Consider the following 19,018-nt stretch of genomic DNA (forward strand, 5'->3'; position numbering starts at 1 on the left):
TACCAATTTCAAATTGGTATCGTCATAAATACAAGTGATGATTGATTTTTTAGCTGATATGCTTGGATTTTTCATCACTGTATCAAAGGTGGTGGATTATACTAAATCGCCGCCGTTTTCGTTGAACAGCTATAGAAAAGGAAATAGCGATGTTTTTGAAAGCACTTCCGATGCGGACAATGGCTTTAAAGGCTGTGGCAATTGCTGGTCTTATGTCATTGATGACACCTGCTTTTGCGGCAAATGAGCCAGAGCTTGATCTTGTTGCGCCGATTGCCGAATATAAGATTTATGTTAGCGAAAAAGTTGATAAGCTTGTCGAAGACACCGAAAAATTTACCGCAGCGATTAAGGCTGGCAAAGTAGACGAAGCTAAAGCACTATTTGCACCAACCCGCATCAGCTATGAAGCTATTGAACCAATCGCTGAACTCTTTGCTGATCTTGATAAGTCAATTGATGCCCGCGCTGATGATTTTGAAAAAGAAGAAAAAGATCCTAATTTCACGGGCTTTCACCGCATTGAATATTCTTTGTGGGAAACCAAAAGCACTGACGATATCCAAGGCACAGCTGACAAGCTTTTAACGGACGTTAAAGACTTGCAAGCACGTATTTCTGATCTTGCTTTCCCACCAGAAACCGTTGTTGGCGGTGCTGCTGCCTTGATGGAAGAAGTTGCAGCAACCAAGATTTCAGGTGAAGAAGACCGTTATAGCCACACGGACCTTTGGGATTTCCGTGGTAATTTTGATGGTTCACGTAAGATTTTTGATCTTTTCAAGGGCTTCCTTGGTAAGGATGATGCAGCTTTCGTAACTAAGGTTACTGAAAACTTTGATACTGTTGATGAAATTCTCAGCAAATACAAAGAAGGTGAAGGCTATGTAAGCTATGAAAAGCTTACTGATGATGACCGCAACACGCTGTCAGCAGCTGTAAATACTCTTGCAGAAGACCTTTCAGAACTTCGCGGTAAGCTTGGTCTTGAGTAGGCTTTAATAATTAAGCGATAATTTGCTTTAAATAAAAGGCATATTTATATCATTGTGATATGAATATGCCTTTTTATTTTTATGTTAATCGTGACTTTAGTCACAAACAAAATATAAGCTGTTGCCATTTTTCGTGGCTGTTTCTAATAGGGTAAGCCACCTTGATTTTTCTGCCTTATCAATGGAAGCATTTTTAATATTTTCAATAAATTCTTCAATCATCGAAATGTTCATTATAAAATCTTCAAAATAGGAAAACTCTATATTAAAAGCCTTGTTCAGTTTTTGTATCGCTAAATCTACTTTAAAAAAATCTTCCAGATCGATGTTCGAGACTAGATTTAAACTATTGTTATTGAAGTTGTCCAATTTGAAGTCGCAGCTTACTTCAAAAATATCAAGCATTGCGAACTCTTTTCACTTTATCGCTAAAACTATTCACCTTATCAGCGACTTGGTATCGGTATTTCACCACGATAGTCATAAAAACCGCGTCCACTTTTACGACCGAGCCATCCAGCCTCAACATATTTGATTAAAAGCGGGCAGGGGCGATATTTAGAATCTGATAGGCCATCATGCAAAACTTGCATAATAGAAAGGCATGTGTCTAATCCTATAAAGTCAGCAAGTTGCAGCGGTCCCATGGGGTGGTTAGCACCAAGACGTAAGGCACTATCAATGGCTTCAACGCTAGCAACCCCCTCATAAAGGGTATAAATTGCTTCATTAATCATCGGCAGTAAAACACGGTTGACCACAAAGGCTGGAAAATCTTGCGTTACAACTGATGTTTTACCAAGGCTTGCGATGAATTGAGCTGCTGCATTGAAAGTTTTGTCGTCAGTCGCAATGCCGCGCACGATTTCCACAAGATTCATCAAAGGCACGGGATTCATAAAATGAAGACCAATGAATCGCTCGGGCCTATCGGTTGTAGCAGCTAGCCTTGTAATCGAAATAGTGGAGGTATTGGTGGCAATGATTGCTTGTGGGTTTAGAAATTGACATAGATCATGAAAAATATCCTGTTTGGTTTTTTCATTTTCAAAAGCTGTTTCAATAACTAGGTCAGCAGATCCAAGCTGTTCTTTATGATCCAAAACTTTGATGAAAGATAGCGCATGCTGTCTTTGTTGTTCTGATAGTTTATTAAGTGCTACTTGTCTTGCTAAATTGCCATTGATGGTTGCAAGAGCGGCTTCTGCCTTTTCTTGTGAAAGGTCATGAAGCAACACAAATTTTCCTGCCAATGCACAAGCATGAGCAATACCATTGCCCATTTGTCCAGCGCCAATAATGCCTATTGTTTGAATCATACCATCCTCACCCCATCAAAGCATTTTGCAAAAGACATGTATAGTTTTTATAAATTTGCAGATATATTATGAGGACTATAATATTGCTTTTAGCCGAAAACTAGTTTTTCTTTTCAGGAAGCGTTGGTAAGGGGAGCAAGTCTATACCTTCCTCCACCAGCGATTTCACTTCCTCGCCATCGGCTTCGCCATAAATTGTTCGTTCAAGTGCCTCGCCATAATGAATTTTTCGGGCTTCTTCGGCAAATTTTTCACCAACATAATCGCCTTCCTCACGGATTTTTTCAGACACTTTACGCCATTGCGCTAGTAAATCGCGTTCTTGTGAAGAAAGCGCATTGCCAACCATTTTTTCTTTTTTGCGCGAAGTTGAAATGGCAGGCGCCATAAGATCCTTGGCAATTTTTATTGATTCGCATTGTGGGCACGAAACCCAACCTCGTGCACATTGCATGTCAAAATCATCATTGGAGCGAAACCAAGCATCAAAATGGTGGCCACCGTCGCAGTGAAGATTAAAGCGAATCATTGGTTAGTTCCCTTTTTTGTAGGGCTGTAAAAGTTCATTCAGCCTGCCAGTTTCTTCCAATGCAAAAAGATCGTCGCAACCACCGACATGGATATCGCCAATAAATATTTGCGGAAATGTATTGCGCCCATTTGCACGCTCACGCATTTGCGCCCGCACTTGTGGATCGCTTGCAGCTTCAATTGCGGTAAATTCAACATCCTTTTGTTCAAGCAAAGCTAGTGCCTTCGCGCAATAAGGGCAGCCCGGTTTAATGTAAATTGTAATAGCCACGTATTTTCTCCTTAATTTTCTTATATAGTGGCAAAATATAGCAATGCCAAGCACTAGCTATTTTTTCGATTGCGAATATTGGTCGCAGTAAAGTATAATTGAACACCATAAGTATCGGCCCAAAAGGCCAAAAACATACTGTACTAATCGCGATGGTCAGTTAATAAGTATATATTTATTTTTCCTAATAAATTTGTGTATTTTTTTGCAAGCTTGAAATAAAAATAAAATAATTTTGAATTATAAAAAATCTGGTTGCTTTTTAATTAAAGTTGAAATAGACAGGTCAACGGGCCACCTCTCCCCACCGAGAGGCGAGCTATCTGAGAGGATAGAATAAAATGACTAATATTAATGAGCCGGGTAATCGCCCGAATAATCCTAATTTTTCTTCTGGCCCTTGTGCCAAGCGTCCAGGTTGGACAACACAAGCACTAAATGATGCACCGTTAGGTCGCTCTCATCGTGCAAAAATTGGCAAGGCCAAATTGGCAGAAGCCATCGATCTCACCCGTGAAATTTTAGAAGTTCCTGCTGATTATCGCATTGGTATTGTACCTGCATCAGATACTGGTGCTGTTGAAATGGCATTATGGTCATTGCTTGGTGCGCGCGGTGTTGATATGTTGGCTTGGGAAAGCTTCGGCTCAGGTTGGGTCACAGATGTGGTCAAACAATTGAAGCTAAAAGATGCCCGCATTTTTGATGCTCCATATGGCGAATTGCCAGATTTTTCACAAGTAGATTTTAATCGTGACGTTGTCTTTACATGGAATGGTACAACATCAGGTGTGCGTGTTCCCAATGTTGGCTTTATTCCAGATAATCGTGAAGGTTTAACCATTTGCGATGCAACATCCGCGGCTTTTGCGCAAAATTTAGATTTTGCTAAGCTTGATGTTGTTACATTTTCATGGCAAAAAGTTCTTGGTGGTGAAGGTGCCCACGGTATTCTTATCCTTAGCCCACGCGCAGTAGAGCGCTTGGAAAGCTATGTGCCACAATGGCCATTGCCAAAAATTTTCCGCATGACCAAGGGTGGCAAGCTTATTGAAGGTATTTTCAAAGGCGAAACTATTAATACGCCATCAATGCTCTGTGTTGAAGATTATCTTGATGCGTTAAAATGGGCTAAATCTCTTGGTGGTTTAAAAGCTTTGCGTCAACGTGCTGATAATAATTTTGCTGTTCTTGATGCTTTTGTTGAAAAATCAACATGGCTTGCAAATCTTGCTGTTGATCCAACAACCCGTTCTAATACATCCGTGTGCTTAACCATTATTGATGAAGATATCAAAAAGTTGAGTGCGGACGATCAGGCAGCTTTTGCAAAAGCAATTGTAACTCGTCTTGATAAGGCTGGTGTTGCTTATGATATTGGTGCTTATCGCGATGCCCCATCGGGTTTACGCATTTGGGCCGGTGCGACGGTAGAGGCTGATGATTTAGCTGCTTTAACGCAGTGGTTAGACTGGGCTTTTGCTTGCGAAAAGGCTGCGTTGGGCGCCTAATATTCGCTTATAGTTAAACATATAGAGTGGTTAAAGCCACTCTATTTCAATCTCAAATTTCTTGAAGTTTTAGTTTTGCCTTGCAATTAGTTGTTAAGGCATAAGGTTTTCTTTCACCTTTTTTATGGATGAAGTTAAACTAAAATGAAAAATTATGAAATGCGCATGGTGGTAAAAGCGCTTTTATAATTATCCTTTGCAGTATTTTGACAATTATGGAGGCCATAATGGCACCTCGCGTATTAGTATCTGATAAACTTTCTCCAACCGCAGTACAAATCTTTAAAGATCGCGGCGTTGATGTTGATTATTTGCCTGATCTTGGCAAGGATAAAGACAAGTTACTTGAAATTATTGGTCAATATGATGGGCTTGCCATTCGTTCTGCAACGAAGGTAACCCAAGCGGTTATTGACGCAGCAACTAAGCTTAAAGTGGTTGGTCGTGCTGGTATTGGCGTTGATAATGTTGATATTCCAGCAGCTTCACGCCGTGGTATTATTGTGATGAATACGCCTTTTGGTAATTCTATCACTACGGCTGAACATGCCATTGCCATGATGTTTGCTGTTGCGCGTGAATTACCTGAAGCTGATGCTTCAACTCGCGCCGGCAAATGGGAAAAAAACCGTTTCATGGGTGTTGAAGTAACCGGTAAAACCCTTGGTATTATTGGTTGCGGTAATATTGGTGCGATTGTTGCAGCGCGCGGCATTGGTCTTAAAATGCATGTTATTGCTTTTGATCCCTTCCTTTCTGAAGCGCGTGCCGAAGAATTGGGCGTTGAAAAAGTTGAGCTTGATGATTTGCTACGCCGCGCTGATTTCATCACCTTGCATACGCCACTTACTGACAAAACCCGCAATATTATTGATGCAGAAGCCATTGCTAAAATGAAAAAAGGCGTGCGCATTATCAATTGTGCTCGTGGTGGTCTGGTTGTTGAAAAAGATTTGGTGGAAGCGTTAAAATCTGGCCAAGTTGCAGGGGCTGGTATTGATGTGTTCGAGCAAGAGCCGCCAGCAGCTGATAATCCACTTTTTGCGTTAAACAATACCGTTTGCACGCCGCATCTTGGTGCTTCAACCTCAGAAGCACAGGAAAATGTTGCTATTCAAGTGGCTGAGCAAATGGCTGATTACCTTGTTAAAGGTGCAGTAAGTAATGCCATCAATATGCCAGCCATTACCGCGGAAGAAGCGCCGCGTCTAAAACCATTTGTCAAGCTTGCCGAAGTGCTTGGTAGTTATGTTGGACAATCCACAGAAGAAGACATTCAGGAAGTTGAAATTCTTTTTGATGGTTCAACTGCAACTATGAATACTCGTGCTTTGATTAGTGCAGCCCTTGCTGGTTTAGTGCGTCCACAAATGGCCGACATTAACATGGTTTCAGCACCTGTCGTGGTTAAAGAGCGTGGCATCATCGTTTCTGAAATTAAGCGCGATAAATCAGGTGTTTTTGATGGTTATATCAAGTTAACTGTGCGCACATCGAAGCGTACCCGATCAATTGCCGGCACTTGTTTTGTTGATGGCAAGCCACGCTTCATCCAGATTAAGGATATTAATCTTGATGCAGAAGTTGGTGCGCATATGCTTTATATCACCAATAGCGATACACCGGGCATTATTGGTACAATTGGTTTGATTTGTGGTAAGCATGGCGTTAATATTGCAAACTTCGCCCTTGGCCGTAATAAGCCAGGCGGTGATGCCATTGCATTGCTTTATCTTGATGCGCCAATTCCAGCGGCAGTACGCGAAGAATTGCAAAATGTTGCAGGTATTAAGCGCGTTCAACCGTTGGAATTTAACACTATTGAGGCATAATGTCGATTAATTGGCGTTTTATGAATAAAAGCGATCTTGCAGCTATCTGCGAGGTCGCCTCCATTTGTCATCCTGATTATCCAGAAGATGAAGCGGTTTTGGCGCAAAAGCAAGCATTGGCGCCGCAAAGCTGTTATATTTTGGAAAAGGATAGTAAGCCAAGCGGTTATATTTTAGCTCATCCTTGGAAGGCGCATAATATTCCGCCACTCAATCAATTATTAGATGGCTTACCGCAAGATGCAGATACGCTTTATTTGCATGATATTGCAATTTTACCTGATGCACGTATTGGCGGTGTTGGTTCGTTAGGCTTAAAAAACCTATACCAACAGGCAAAAGCATTGGGTTATAGCTCTATGTCATTGGTGGCAGTCAATAACTCGTCGCCTTTTTGGCTAAAGCAAGGATTTGTAACCCAAGTGGTGAACAGCACTTTGCAGCAAAAGCTTCTAACCTATAGTGAAGATGCACTTTATATGATGAAGACTTTATAGGTTTTGATTAAGGCACTTATGGGGGCCTTGTTCATATGTAGATTTTTTTAAAAAAGCGGATAATAGATTATTTATTATCCGCTTTTGTTTTGCTATCAGTTGGAAGAAAACGGTGATTATTGTGGTTTTTCTTCAACGCCAATTTCAAATTCGCGGGCTTGACCACGGCATAGTAAATAAATCCCAAGGCCGCTGGCCAGCATACCAATAGCAATCAAATACCAGACATGTCCCATTGGGGTTAAGCGGTTAAAGAGAGAAATAACAACCGGTATGGTTCCACCTAAAATTGCATAAGAAATATTATAGGAAAAAGCAAGGCCGGAAAAACGCACGGCTGCAGGAAACGCCTTAACCATGACATAGGCAACCGCACCAACATAGCCAGCAAAAAAGCCTAAAAATGCCGATAGAATAAAGAGTGAAGTGGTTGAGCTGTCGGCATAATTATAAAATACATAAGCGGTTATGGCAAAACAAATACCACCACCAATGAAAAAGCGCCCACTGCCAATGCGATCACATAAAATACCAGCTATTGGCGTTGCGATAATCAAAAATAATGAAGTGACGCAATTAGCTGCAAGGGCTATATCACCGCTATAATTATAGGGTGGGTGTTGTAAGAAATTGGGTGTCATTAAGGTTGAGATAACAATAGTTGCTGATAATGCCCAAGTCAGCAATATCGCAATAAGAACGCTTTCACCATGTTTTTTAAGAACAATTTTAAGCGGCACTTCTTTGGTTAAGCTACGTGCTTTTTGCATTTGCTTAAAAATAGGAGTTTCATCAAGCCATTGTCGTAACCAAACCGCTAACAAACCAAATATGCCGCCAAGGATAAACGCCCCGCGCCAGCCATAATCGGTTACAAATTGTGGTGTAAAGAGGTGATTAACAAGAGTTGCAACTAATGAGCCTAGCAATATGCCTAATGATAGGCCAGAGGTTAAAAAGCCGGTTGCAAAACCGACATAACGCGAGGGCACATGTTCGGACACAAAGGTCCATGCGCCAGGAATTTCGCCGCCAATTGCAATACCTTGCAAAACGCGCAGAATTGCAAGCAAGATGGGGGCAGCAACACCAATGCTGGCATAGGATGGGATAAGAGCCATGCAGAGGGTAGATACAGCCATAAGTAGAATAGAAAAAGCAAAAACTTTTTTGCGGCCTAATTTGTCGCCAAGATGCGCCATAATGATACCGCCAAGGGGACGGGCCAAATAACCAGCGGCAAAAATACTATAGGTGAGTAGGGTGGTTAGCCATTCCGCCATTTCTGGATTAAAAAATACGGTACTTATGATTTTGGCAAAAAAGACAAAAATGATAAAGTCATAAAATTCGAGAGCCCCGCCCAACGAGGATAAGCCCAAGGTTTTCATATCAGAACGCGTCAACATTCGCGGTTCGCTCATTTTGCCTCTCCTAAATATATGTCCAATTGTCTTCCCATTTAAGATTTAAGTCTGTTTAAAAGGGTAAATTGGTAATAAGCCTATTTATAAGATTAGTGCAATGCACATTATATGAAATTATTAATCCTTTTGATTTTTCTTCTTGACCTTGCCGCGTTGGAAGGTCGCATATAGACCCATATGAATAAAAGGAGAATAAAATGAGTGAAAATGCTGATATTGTATTTCGTGTTGCTGATATGACCTGCGGCCATTGCGTTAAGTCGGTTACAAATGCCATTGTTGAGGCTTTGCCAAATGCAATAGTAAAAGCTGATGTTGCAAGCCATCTTGTAACGGTTAGTGGAACTCGAGATGCAGCTAAAGTAAAGCAAGCTATTATTGATGCTGATTATACGCCTGAAGCCGTGTAAATAAGTTTTTTTAAAGCATGTAATTTTTGCTTTATGAAACTTGCTAAAGATGAGGATTTCAAGGTCTAGGGCTATTTATATAAAATTGTTTACGAAATAATTTTACGTATATTCAAGCTCAATATAGTCTTTAATTATAATTTACTGATTAAAAATAACGCCGCCCATTAAGGTGGCGTTATCGATTATTGTTGAGTGTGCGAGGCATTCTCGATTTTTGTTAAGGATAATAGCTGAAATAATTACAAGCTTAGTGATTATCTGGCGGGCAAATTACCAAGGCGAAGAAATACCAACATTATCTTTTTCGCAAATATTATTTGTAATCTGCGTAGACGTAAAAATATCAACGGTTGAGCTTTTTTAGCTATCTATGCCAGCCCCATAATTTTTATTTCAAAACCAACTAAATGATGGCTATATCTAGTGAAGTTTAAATATTTCAAATTGATTTTTGAGGAATAAAACCTTCAGGGCACACATAGATGAATTCATAACGTCCCCGTTCAGGAACATCTCCATCATTGGTGATGTCACATTTTTCTCGCCCATGCTCGTTGAGATATTTCCTTGCTGCTGCCTTATAGTTTATTTTTGGTGCATCCGTATTTACTAGTCCATACGTTATGTTTTTTAGTAAGTCTTTTGGTATGTAATTACCAAGACTAGATACAACAATTATTTTGTTACTATTTTTTGATTCAAAGACACGATATTTGTCATCTGGCATTTGTACGTAATTTGTTTTATTGCTATACAAAGTAACCTCTCGTTGACTGACGCAACCAGTCATAAGCGTAAGGAGTAAAATAGTAAAAGTGGTTATTATTTTATTCAATATTTTTTCCTCAAATCTAATTAATTTTGTGAGCATATAGACAATAGAAATTTTTTCTTTCTGTATATGGCCATTGATTAGCTTTAAATTGCATCTAGCAATTGCCATGTCTTCCAAATAACCAATCTTGGAATAATTCATGCCATAGACATATTATTCCGAGAATATAAAGCATAAGCAAACTTAGGCAGGTTTGCACTAATGTTTCATAAAAAACAATAGTAAAAAGTAGCTAGAAAAGTTTTTGTGTTATCGCTTCGTGCGGATTTGCAGAGCGATCAACAGTTTTATATGTTGTCAATTGAATAATTATTCCGCACTTACAATCATCATTATGTATGCTGATATGCTATGCATAAAGTTTAAATATAAAAGTAGAGTGATTTAAATGGAATGATGTTTCCTGTCGTTTGAATTGATAATTTATCAAGAGCGTGTTTATTGATAAAGCAGGGAGTGTTTTAATTTTTTATTTTTATAAGGCACATGACGCAAAAGCAAATTTTTTCAAAAATAGGATTTTCTATCTTTGAATGCACTTGAAAGGCGGCAGTAAGTAAACATTGTTGCTACCATAGGAACGAGGTTGGGATAATTTTATGGGATTGTGTCAATAAATATCACGCAAGCGCAAAACATTTAGGGATGGCTGAGGGATCTAGGTAGCTTTGTAAAAGCTATGTCTGGTTTGTTTAAATGGGCTGTAGAATATTAATATATAAGCGAAAATTCATGTATAGGTGTAAAAGCCTCAAAGATATAAAACCAAGACGGCTTTGAAGCGTGGAATGAAAATGACATTGATGCCTATTGTGCAAAATGGCCGATAGGAACTAAAGAGCGCGTTTGGCTTGATGTTCTGCTATATACTGGCTTGCGCCGTGGTGACGCTGTGCGAATAGGCAAGCAACATATTCGCGATGGTGTAGCAACCATTAAAACGGAAAAAAGCGGCTATAAAACCGAAGTGACATTGCCCATTTTACCAGTGTTGCAGGAAACGCTAGAAGCTGGCCCAACAAGTGACTTAGCTTTTATTTGTGGAGCCAACAAACAACCATTGACCAAAGAATCTTTTGGCAACCAATTTAGAAAAGCATGTAGAGCCGCAGGGATTGAAAAATCAGCTCATGGGGTAAGAAAGATAAGCGCAACCCGTGCCGCTAATGCTGGGGCAACTGTAGCGCAATTAAAAGCATTATTTGGCTGGGAAGCTGACAAGATGGCTTCACTATACACCAAGAGCGCAGATCACCAACAATTGGCAAAACAGATTATTGATAAGCTAGATAATCGGAACAAATGAAAAACTTCTTTGCCCTAACCTAAAATAAAAACCAATAAAATCGATAATTTATAGGGTAAAAAAAGGCAATGGTGCCCAGACGCGGATTCGAACCACGGACACGCGGATTTTCAATCCGCTGCTCTACCAACTGAGCTATCTGGGCATCTGCTTCAACATGGTGAAGTGGTTTGCGTTATAGCATTAAATTTCATTCTGTCTATAGGCAATTGCAATTTTTTTAAAGTTTTTCCAATAAATAATTGAATTTTATTTTTAAAAAAAATACCATTATAGAATTAATATAAAAAAACCAACATGTTACTATTTAAATGGGCTTTTTGAAGTAGCTGGAAGTGATATGAATGAAAAATTATAAATCATAGTTCGCAGCAGGTACATTAAGCAAATAATTGACCTTGCCATTTTTAATATAATATTCTGCTTTACCATCCACTGATGCTGGAACGATTCTTTCAAGGACTGTTGAACCAAAGCGTGCATTTCCTGCATTGGTGAGATTGGTCGGGTTGAAGACTTCTTGCCACGTAATTTGGATGAAATTACTATTATCTTCATTGGTTTTTAAAATACAGTCGATTTTGACAACGCCGCAGTCGCTTGCCAGTGCACCATAAGAAGACGAATTGATGATAAGCTCATGAAAGGCAAGTCCTATATGCAATGCAGCGCTTGGAAAAAGGTAGGGATTTTCACCATGAATGATAAAGCGTCCGCTAGAATGCTCGGTATAACCCGTAGCTTGCGAGCTAATAAGATCCTTTAACAAGGCACCACGCCAGTTTGAATCCGTAACTAGGTCTTGAGAATGAGAAAGGGATTGGATACGCCCTTGATATTTTTTTAAAAAATCAGCAACAGAATCACTAAACCTAGCCGTTTGCGATGCAATACTTTGCATGATTGCTAATAAGTTCTTGGAACGGTGACTGACTTCACGCAATAGTATTTTTAAAACTTGTTCACGTTGCCTTAATTCTGAAACATTAACGCCAGTGGTTATTAAGCCAATAATTTCATCCTTATCGTTGCGGTGGCAATCGATTGAGAATTTAAGCCATGAAGGTTTAGCACCGTCGCCAATTTTTACCTCTACGGTATCGCCAGTACCGTTTTCGAGAACGGATTTTTTAGCCTTAACCATGAGAGAACTTGTTTCAGCATCAAATAAATCTCCGTCAAGGCAATGGGGTTTCCATAATGTTTCTAACTGCGGAGGTAAATTTTTTGCCCATTGAAAGATTAAGTCAGGAGTTTGGTAAAAAACACAAATATCTGCATTGTGGATCGCTTGAATAAGGCCATCAATTTGTTCTTGATCAGTATTTGTTGTTTTTAGAACCTCTATGGCCATGCTGCTCGCCTATATTTTGTACAAACCTACATCTTCATGCATGTTCGATAAGCTTCATATTATGCTAAATTAAAGTATTGATAATATCATCTAACGAAATTAGCCTTCTGTTGAAGCTTATTTTTAATAATCAATATTAATCTATACCCTTTTTGGTTTATTTAAAAGGGTATAGCTATTCTTTTATATTTATACTGTTTGGTTAAAACCTAAAATAAAGTAAGATAATCTTGATTTTATCAGAAGGGTTTTTAAAAAATTAAGCAATCATTACCCATTATGGGCGTTTTCCTGAAAAAACAAAGCTTGGCTTATAAGTGCCTTAACCATATCAGGATTAAATGGCTTGGTTACAAGAAATGTTGGCTCAGGACGCAAGCCTGTCAATAGTCGCTCTGGAAAAGCGGTTATAAAAATGACTGGCAAGGCGTTATCGGCGAGTATATCATTTACTGCGTCTATTCCTGAGCTTCCGTCAGCAAGCTGAATGTCAGCAAGAACCATACCGGGCTTTGATTCGTTAAATAGCTTGACTGCCTCGTCACGAGTGCGGGCAATACCGACAACATCATGCCCCAAGCCTTCAACCAATTGCTCAATATCCATGGCGATGAGGGGTTCGTCCTCAATTATGAGGATTGTTGTTGCTACCTGCTCAGAAATGTCTTTTGATGCTTCACCCAGAAGATCAAGAAATTTGCCTTCGCTAACGCCTAAAACTTCACTGGCTTCCTTTTCATTAAACCCTTCAACCGCAACCAGCAAAAATGCTTGCCGTGCGCGCGGTGTAAGGTAAGATAATTTGGCATCGGGATGGGCAAATTTGTCAATTTGTGGCATTGGCTCAGGAATATTTGAAGATGTTTGGTCAAAAAGCCCACAAAACAAATGATAGACACTAATACGATCACTAGTTGATTTTGGAAAAATCGATATATCTGCTATCAATGCACCAAGCATTGAAGCAACATAAGCATCCCCTGACTGCTGGGAACCTGTAACTGCGCGTGCAAAGCGTCTTAAATAGGGAAGATGCGGTGCAATCCGTGTGGAAAGGGACATGCCATTTAGCTCCTTTTGGCCCTAAAAAATACAACTTTAGGGTATAATGCCTGATGAGGAAAAAAGTTTCATACAATTCGGAACTTTTTTTATTTTTACATGTTCAACTATAGATGATAAAAAACATATATCACTTATCATCTATAGGTGGTAAAGAACATATACCACTTATCATCTTTTGATGATAAAGAACATACATCACTTATATTTGTGGTTAAAGTTAAAAGGTTAGAAAAAATGCAAAATAAAGAAGACAAAGGTGAAAATCGGGGTCAGCCTGTGTCTGATGAGTTATTTGGTTCTAACAGCCAAATCGCAAATCAGTTGCGTGCCTTTTATACTTCGATTCAAGAAGAAGAGATTCCAGATCGATTTTTGGATCTTCTCGAACAACTTGACGAAATAGAAATGAGTGGGCAAGCGAAAGGCTTTAAGGGGGAATAAAGTGACTGGTGAAGCAAACGATTTTCGACGAAATATGTTGGCAACTTTGCCGCAATTGCGCGCATTTGCTGTATCATTAACCGGTGCTTATGATCGGGCTGATGATCTTGTACAAGATACCATCATGAAAGCATGGGGCAAGCAAGATAGTTTTGAGGCGGGTACAAATATAAAGGCTTGGCTTTTTACTATTTTGCGTAATGAATTTTTTAGCAAAATGCGCAAACGTGGGCGTGAAGTTCAAGACCCAGATAATGTCTTTACCGATAATATGGCTGTGCATCCTTCACAATATGGTGCTTTAGATTTACAAGATTTCAAAAAAGCTTTGGAACAATTGCCAGCCGATCAGCGTGAAGCAATTATTCTTATCGGCGCTTCAGGTTTCTCTTATGAAGAAGCGGCGGAGATTAGCGGTTGTGCGGTTGGTACGGTTAAAAGTCGCGTTAGTCGCGCCCGTATTCGATTGCAAGAGCTTTTAGGTGTTGATGGCGAATCTGATTATGGACCGGATGCAGATTCTGCCGGTGCAACCATGCGCTCATTTAGTGTATAAATTTTGATAAGCCATGCGGGGGCTTATCCATAAATAAATTTTCTTACATATTAATTAAGCAAGTCCATTCAATCAATAATACTTATATTTGCTAAAATAATTTAATTGTATATTTAGTAATATTTAATTTGCGTATTTTATTACTTAACAATCAGACCATCTAATTGATTTAAAAGTAAAAAATCAATTAATATGTTGATTGGCGAAGCTAGTGATTAAAGCTTTCACAAAATCTCAATAAAAAGAAATGCAAAAATCAATTTTCATTCTCATCATTTATTGGTTTACCAGGTAAGACATAACGACCTGATAGCCAACGGTTAAGATCCATTGATCTACAGCCTGAAGAGCAAAATGGATAAGTGCTGCGGCTAGACAGTTTTCCACATTCTGGGCAGGGTACAGGTGGGCGCAATGGTGTTACATTGTCGCTTGAAGCATTATTTTTATCAGTCATTTTTATCTACTTGTCGTGATGTGCAGCTGAGCTAGTTAACATGGAGCCTTTTAAAAGCCTTATAGCCCTAGTTCAAGCAAATTTAGTGGCGAAAACACAAAATTTGCCTATAATTATCGAGTGAAAAAAAATGCCAAGACAGCTCTGCGTTAGTTAAAGACAATGAATATCCTATTTGTTTTTAGCCATAAATCTAAACGCTTATTGCTGTTGAGTACTGCGCAAAAACTTCTAGTCATCCAGATAAAGTTTGATATAACAGCTAAATCCATCAGGCTTATAATTAGTTGAGATTTTATTGCGTACATCAATGCCAAGACTGCGTTGTATAAGTTTTGAGCCGAAGCCGTCTCTCCCTTTTTTAAACGGCTTAGAAGAATTGTCTTCCTGCTTTATATTATTATTTGTAAATTTTTCTTCCCATAAAATATCGATTGCACCATCTTTTTGTAGTTGCCAATGAATTGACAATGCTCCATCCGGCACCGCTAATGCTCCATATTTCAATGCATTGGTTGCCAACTCATGCAAGGTCAGACTTAACGGTAAACAATAGCGTTTTGGTAAATTTACAGAAGGGCCTTCAATTGTAATATTGGGAAAAGTTTCAAGGCTTGTTGCAATAGAATCTTTAATAATATTGCGTAGATCAAGCTTCAATATGCTTTCACCAGCAATGGCATTTTGAGCTGAATTTAATATTTCAAGTCGATTGTAAATTTTTTGTCGGGCGCTGCTAATATCATCACTTGTTTTAAGGGTTTGCAATACAATTGCTTTGGCAACTGAAATAATGTTCTTAATACGATGAATCGATTCGCCATTTAACAGCTTTACTTCTTCTTCATATTCACGCCGTTTAGTGACATCTACTCCTTGCACATAGATCCCAATCATTTCACCGCTGGCGGATCGCAATGGTTGGTGAATCATATCCACATAACGGGTAACGGGGTGATCACTACCTGGAGGCTGTACCAAAATTGGTATGTCATTACCAATATAGGGCTCGCCGGTTTCCCAAACTCTATCAAGCTTTTCGCGCACTGCATCACGAGCAAATTCAGGTACAATTTCATCAACTGTATGGCCGATAAGATCAGTTTGCCAAACAAGCTCTTCTAGGGCCTTATTGGTTATATATATCTCATGTTGCCGGTGAAGATACACAATAACAAAGCCGGGAGCCTGTGCGATAAGCTCCCTTAAAAAATTGATGTCGGAAATAACTTTTTCCTTTACCATCGCAAATGCCCAACCCCATTAACATTTCATAAGACAGAATCAATTTTATATATAAAAAATCACGATAGCATCATTTGGACTCAGGAAATAATATTTAAACATTTAACAGCTTTTCGCTTTCAATTATCTCATTTAGTTGGACAGAAGTTTGAATAAAAATTGTCAAAGCGGTTCTGTAAGATATTTTGCCAATTAGCGTATCGTTAAACTTCAATCAAAAAATTTTTACAAAAATTAACCGAGCAAACCTTACAATTGTCTTTAACTGCCATAACTAACGAATTTAGGCGCAGCATTGTAGTATTTTTCAAAGCTAGGAAATAAAAAAGGCTTAAATTTGACTGTTATCAAAGCAAAAGAATATTTGTAATTTATTGATCTTTCTATTTTTCAATATTCAATTTCATTTTTGCTGCATCTTTAAGACTAGATTTAAAATTTATGAGGTAATATTGAGTGTATGCAAAGGAAATTTTGTCTGAGCTCGATTTTTTAAGGCAAGTCGTCGCGCAGGCTCCAGGTTTTGTTACTGTATTTTTGGGTCGTGAATATCGCTATGCTTTTATGAATAGAGGCATGGAAGTGATGCTGCGCGGACGCAATGTTATCGGCCAAACCGTTTTTGAAACCTTGCCCGCTGATCTTTGTCATGAAATTACAAATCGACTTGACCGCGTTTGGAAAACCGGAAAACCTTTCATGGCCAAAGCCTTAGCTTATCGAACTTACGATAAGAATAAGAATGATATTATTGTGCGTTATGGTGACTTTTTGCATCAACCGATTAAAAACCATGATGGCAAAATGGTTGGCATCTATGTGCAAGGGATTGATGTTACCGATCGAAAAATTGCACAAGAAAATTTGGCGTTTTTAAAGCATCAGTCTATAAGCCTTATGCGTGCAATTATAATCATGATCGAAAACTCGGTTGATCATGCATTAGAAACAGCTGATAATCTGGATAGTGCTTATAACGACGTGCAACGTCGCTTTGATTTATTGGCAGAGTTACAGGCAAGTTTTTTAAGCAATACGAATGGCAATAGAAGTCTACACAGCATTATCCGAAGCGCGATATCGCTAATAATGCCTAATGCGCAAGCTATAGAAATTAGTGGGCAACCAATTGAACTAGACCGCAATTACCAATCAGCTTTGGTGTTGTTGATGCAAGACATGGCACGCAATGCTATTAAAAACGGGGTAGCGCCTGAAAAAATCCATATAAGTTGGAAGCGAAACGGCCAAAATAAGATAAATATAGCTTGGCAAGAAAAAGCGATCGAAACGGATAAGTGTCAATTATCAAGCCTTGATAGCAGTGTTGTAAATAGATTAATGACGCTGAACCAGAAAAATAAGATAAAATCGTCAAGACGTTCGCAAAATATTGAATATGTAATTGACCTATGTCTTGAAGATGCATGAGCATAGGGAGATATTATCATCTTACTGTTTAACTGTGGAAATTAATAGCAATGTTTAACCAGGCATTCTATTGCAGGTGCAATAAGTTATAGTGGTCATTTACTTAACATGATTATTTATGGCCCGCGCGCTTAGAGCATATTAATTCAGTTTTAATTGTAGTTTTCATATAAACAATCGCTTAAAATTAAAACTTTGCTCTATTTATTGGCTCCTTAAAATCTATTTGCTTTGATAAAAGTCACTCAAGCGCGCAACCAATTATTAGCTTTATGCGTTGTTACCATATCGATCATGACTTACTGTGGAATGCGCTTATTTTTTAAGTGATCTATTTACCTTCTAATTAATCAATTAGATGAATTCCCTTCAAAAGTCACACCTATTTTCCTGCATTGCTCAGCAAATTTTCGCTTGGCTTAAGATGCGTTGTTTGAATTGGATATTTATTTTGACTAATGTTAAAAAACTTCCAGAATTGGCATTTTTACAGGATTTGCTCGCGCAAGCCCCAGGGTTTGTGATGATTTTTTTAGGAGAAGATTACCGGTTCGCTTTTACAAATAAGGAAGTTGAAGTGATGCTTGGTGGTATGGATGTAATCGGTTTAAGCATTAAAGAACTTGCACCTGAACCATTACGAAAGGATATAGTCGGCCGTTTAGATTCAGTTTGGAAAACTGGAAAACCATTTATGGCGCGTGAGCTGCCTTATCGTGCTTTTATCAATAACGGTCCAGACTTTAAAATTCGCTATGCCGATTTTTTGCATCATCCTATTCGCGACAAGGAAGGCGAGATTATTGGTATTTATGTGCAGGGAACAGATGTAACAGAACGTAAGCATTTTCATGAAAATCTTGCTTTATTGAAACAACAATCGGTAAGCGTGGTTCGTGATATAATCAAAATGATTGAGCGTTCAGTTGATGAAGTATTAAGCCGTGAAAGTGATACAGTAAGCGCTGAAATGGAATTACAACGCCGCTTTGATCTCTTGGTTGAAGTTCAAGCATCTTTTATTGATATGCAGGGCTTATCTAAGGATATTGAGGAAACTATCAGGAATGCATTATCATTAATGGTGGCTGATATCAGCGCTATTTCTATTAAGGGCGATCGTGTTGCTTTGAGTGCGCTTTACCAACCTCCTTTGATACTTTTAATACAAGGGCTCATTCACGATGCGATTGACAATAATGTTGAGCTTGAAAATATAAGCATATATTGGCGCGTCTTGGATAACAATATGTTGAATATTGTTTGGCGAGAACAAAGGCTCAATCCACTCCATGATACTAATGGCGATATTGACAATAGCCTTATTTATCGTTTGATTAATATTAATCCTAACAATAATCTTTCCACACTTCAGGAAGATGGCGTTTTGGAATATAATATTGATATATGTCTTGATGTTTGAGGCAAGCATTTTAGAAAAAGTGCGTAGCGGTTTTTCGTTGAAAAATGCGTAGAAAAAAGCATTTTAGAAAAAGGTGCATGCGGTTTTTCGTCATACCATGTGATGCTTA

Annotated in this window: 20 protein-coding genes and 1 tRNA gene; 10 read left to right on the forward strand and 11 right to left on the reverse strand. The window is 38.7% G+C overall.

What is annotated here, in order from left to right; all coding sequences use genetic code 11:
* The first annotated feature begins 149 nt into the window (after window positions 1-149).
* Window positions 150-995, forward strand: coding sequence for an iron uptake system protein EfeO (efeO, locus tag N6B01_RS01225; RefSeq protein WP_410007220.1), 846 nt, complete (start codon window positions 150-152; stop codon window positions 993-995).
* Between the two features lie 96 nt (window positions 996-1,091).
* Here the strand turns inward: efeO and N6B01_RS01230 are convergent, their stop codons facing one another.
* From N6B01_RS01230 to grxC, 4 genes are all read right to left on the reverse strand, one after another.
* On the reverse strand, window positions 1,092-1,400 hold the full coding sequence (locus N6B01_RS01230; RefSeq protein WP_262079532.1) for a hypothetical protein: 309 nt from the start codon (window positions 1,398-1,400) through the stop codon (window positions 1,092-1,094).
* Window positions 1,401-1,441: 41 nt separating this feature from the next.
* A complete protein-coding gene (locus N6B01_RS01235) occupies window positions 1,442-2,314 on the reverse strand; it encodes a 3-hydroxybutyryl-CoA dehydrogenase (RefSeq protein WP_182418530.1) in 873 nt (290 codons plus the stop codon).
* 100 nt (window positions 2,315-2,414) lie between these two features.
* Window positions 2,415-2,843: a DUF1178 family protein gene (locus N6B01_RS01240; RefSeq protein ID WP_182418531.1), complete on the reverse strand. Its 429-nt coding sequence runs from the start codon at window positions 2,841-2,843 to the stop codon at window positions 2,415-2,417.
* Window positions 2,844-2,846: 3 nt separating this feature from the next.
* Window positions 2,847-3,116, reverse strand: a complete 270-nt coding sequence (gene grxC, locus N6B01_RS01245; RefSeq protein WP_262079534.1) for a glutaredoxin 3 — start codon at window positions 3,114-3,116, stop codon at window positions 2,847-2,849.
* 341 nt (window positions 3,117-3,457) lie between these two features.
* Here grxC and N6B01_RS01250 point away from each other — a divergent pair, with 341 nt between their 5' ends.
* From N6B01_RS01250 to N6B01_RS01260, 3 genes are all read left to right on the forward strand, one after another.
* Window positions 3,458-4,627 (forward strand): phosphoserine transaminase, encoded by a 1,170-nt coding sequence (locus N6B01_RS01250; RefSeq protein WP_262079536.1) that lies wholly within the window; start codon window positions 3,458-3,460, stop codon window positions 4,625-4,627.
* A 227-nt stretch (window positions 4,628-4,854) separates the two neighbouring features.
* A complete protein-coding gene (gene serA / locus N6B01_RS01255) occupies window positions 4,855-6,459 on the forward strand; it encodes a phosphoglycerate dehydrogenase (RefSeq protein ID WP_262079538.1) in 1,605 nt (534 codons plus the stop codon).
* A complete protein-coding gene (locus N6B01_RS01260; protein ID WP_182418535.1) occupies window positions 6,459-6,956 on the forward strand; it encodes a GNAT family N-acetyltransferase in 498 nt (165 codons plus the stop codon). Before serA ends, N6B01_RS01260 begins: the two co-directional genes overlap by 1 nt.
* Before the next feature lie 116 nt (window positions 6,957-7,072).
* Here N6B01_RS01260 and N6B01_RS01265 read toward each other — a convergent pair whose 3' ends face one another.
* Window positions 7,073-8,380, reverse strand: coding sequence for an MFS transporter (locus N6B01_RS01265; RefSeq protein WP_182418536.1), 1,308 nt, complete (start codon window positions 8,378-8,380; stop codon window positions 7,073-7,075).
* A 200-nt stretch (window positions 8,381-8,580) separates the two neighbouring features.
* Here N6B01_RS01265 and N6B01_RS01270 point away from each other — a divergent pair, with 200 nt between their 5' ends.
* Entirely contained in the window at window positions 8,581-8,793 is a 213-nt protein-coding gene (locus tag N6B01_RS01270; RefSeq protein ID WP_262079541.1) for a heavy-metal-associated domain-containing protein, read from the forward strand.
* Between the two features lie 442 nt (window positions 8,794-9,235).
* On the opposite strand, the gene N6B01_RS01275 is transcribed toward N6B01_RS01270, so the two are convergent.
* On the reverse strand, window positions 9,236-9,739 hold the full coding sequence (locus tag N6B01_RS01275) for a hypothetical protein (RefSeq protein WP_262079543.1): 504 nt from the start codon (window positions 9,737-9,739) through the stop codon (window positions 9,236-9,238).
* A 691-nt stretch (window positions 9,740-10,430) separates the two neighbouring features.
* Here N6B01_RS01275 and N6B01_RS01280 point away from each other — a divergent pair.
* Window positions 10,431-10,937: a tyrosine-type recombinase/integrase gene (locus N6B01_RS01280; RefSeq protein ID WP_410007245.1), complete on the forward strand. Its 507-nt coding sequence runs from the start codon at window positions 10,431-10,433 to the stop codon at window positions 10,935-10,937.
* A 69-nt stretch (window positions 10,938-11,006) separates the two neighbouring features.
* Here the strand turns inward: N6B01_RS01280 and N6B01_RS01285 are convergent.
* From N6B01_RS01285 to N6B01_RS01295, 3 genes are all read right to left on the reverse strand, one after another.
* Window positions 11,007-11,082 (reverse strand) — tRNA-Phe (locus N6B01_RS01285).
* Window positions 11,083-11,289: 207 nt separating this feature from the next.
* Complete coding sequence (locus N6B01_RS01290; RefSeq protein WP_262079544.1) at window positions 11,290-12,291, reverse strand: sensor histidine kinase; 1,002 nt, start codon at window positions 12,289-12,291, stop codon at window positions 11,290-11,292.
* A 270-nt stretch (window positions 12,292-12,561) separates the two neighbouring features.
* Window positions 12,562-13,353 carry a response regulator gene (locus tag N6B01_RS01295; protein ID WP_262079545.1) on the reverse strand — a complete coding sequence of 264 codons (792 nt, stop codon included), beginning with the start codon at window positions 13,351-13,353 and terminating at the stop codon, window positions 12,562-12,564.
* Window positions 13,354-13,590: 237 nt separating this feature from the next.
* Here N6B01_RS01295 and N6B01_RS01300 point away from each other — a divergent pair, with 237 nt between their 5' ends.
* Window positions 13,591-13,797 (forward strand): NepR family anti-sigma factor, encoded by a 207-nt coding sequence (locus tag N6B01_RS01300; protein ID WP_182418550.1) that lies wholly within the window; start codon window positions 13,591-13,593, stop codon window positions 13,795-13,797.
* A gap of 1 nt (window position 13,798) precedes the next feature.
* Entirely contained in the window at window positions 13,799-14,353 is a 555-nt protein-coding gene (locus N6B01_RS01305) for an RNA polymerase sigma factor (RefSeq protein WP_182418551.1), read from the forward strand.
* Between the two features lie 256 nt (window positions 14,354-14,609).
* On the opposite strand, the gene yacG is transcribed toward N6B01_RS01305, so the two are convergent.
* Window positions 14,610-14,810, reverse strand: a complete 201-nt coding sequence (yacG, locus tag N6B01_RS01310) for a DNA gyrase inhibitor YacG (RefSeq protein ID WP_262079548.1) — start codon at window positions 14,808-14,810, stop codon at window positions 14,610-14,612.
* A 231-nt stretch (window positions 14,811-15,041) separates the two neighbouring features.
* On the reverse strand, window positions 15,042-16,055 hold the full coding sequence (locus N6B01_RS01315; protein WP_262079550.1) for an HWE histidine kinase domain-containing protein: 1,014 nt from the start codon (window positions 16,053-16,055) through the stop codon (window positions 15,042-15,044).
* A gap of 474 nt (window positions 16,056-16,529) precedes the next feature.
* Between N6B01_RS01315 and N6B01_RS01320 the strand changes: the two genes are divergently transcribed.
* Window positions 16,530-17,486: a PAS domain-containing protein gene (locus tag N6B01_RS01320; protein WP_262079552.1), complete on the forward strand. Its 957-nt coding sequence runs from the start codon at window positions 16,530-16,532 to the stop codon at window positions 17,484-17,486.
* A 451-nt stretch (window positions 17,487-17,937) separates the two neighbouring features.
* Window positions 17,938-18,909, forward strand: coding sequence for a PAS domain-containing protein (locus tag N6B01_RS01325; RefSeq protein ID WP_262079553.1), 972 nt, complete (start codon window positions 17,938-17,940; stop codon window positions 18,907-18,909).
* Window positions 18,910-19,018 lie beyond the last annotated feature (109 nt).

It is taken from the genome of Bartonella sp. HY406 (assembly GCF_025449315.1).
Classification (GTDB): domain Bacteria; phylum Pseudomonadota; class Alphaproteobacteria; order Rhizobiales; family Rhizobiaceae; genus HY038.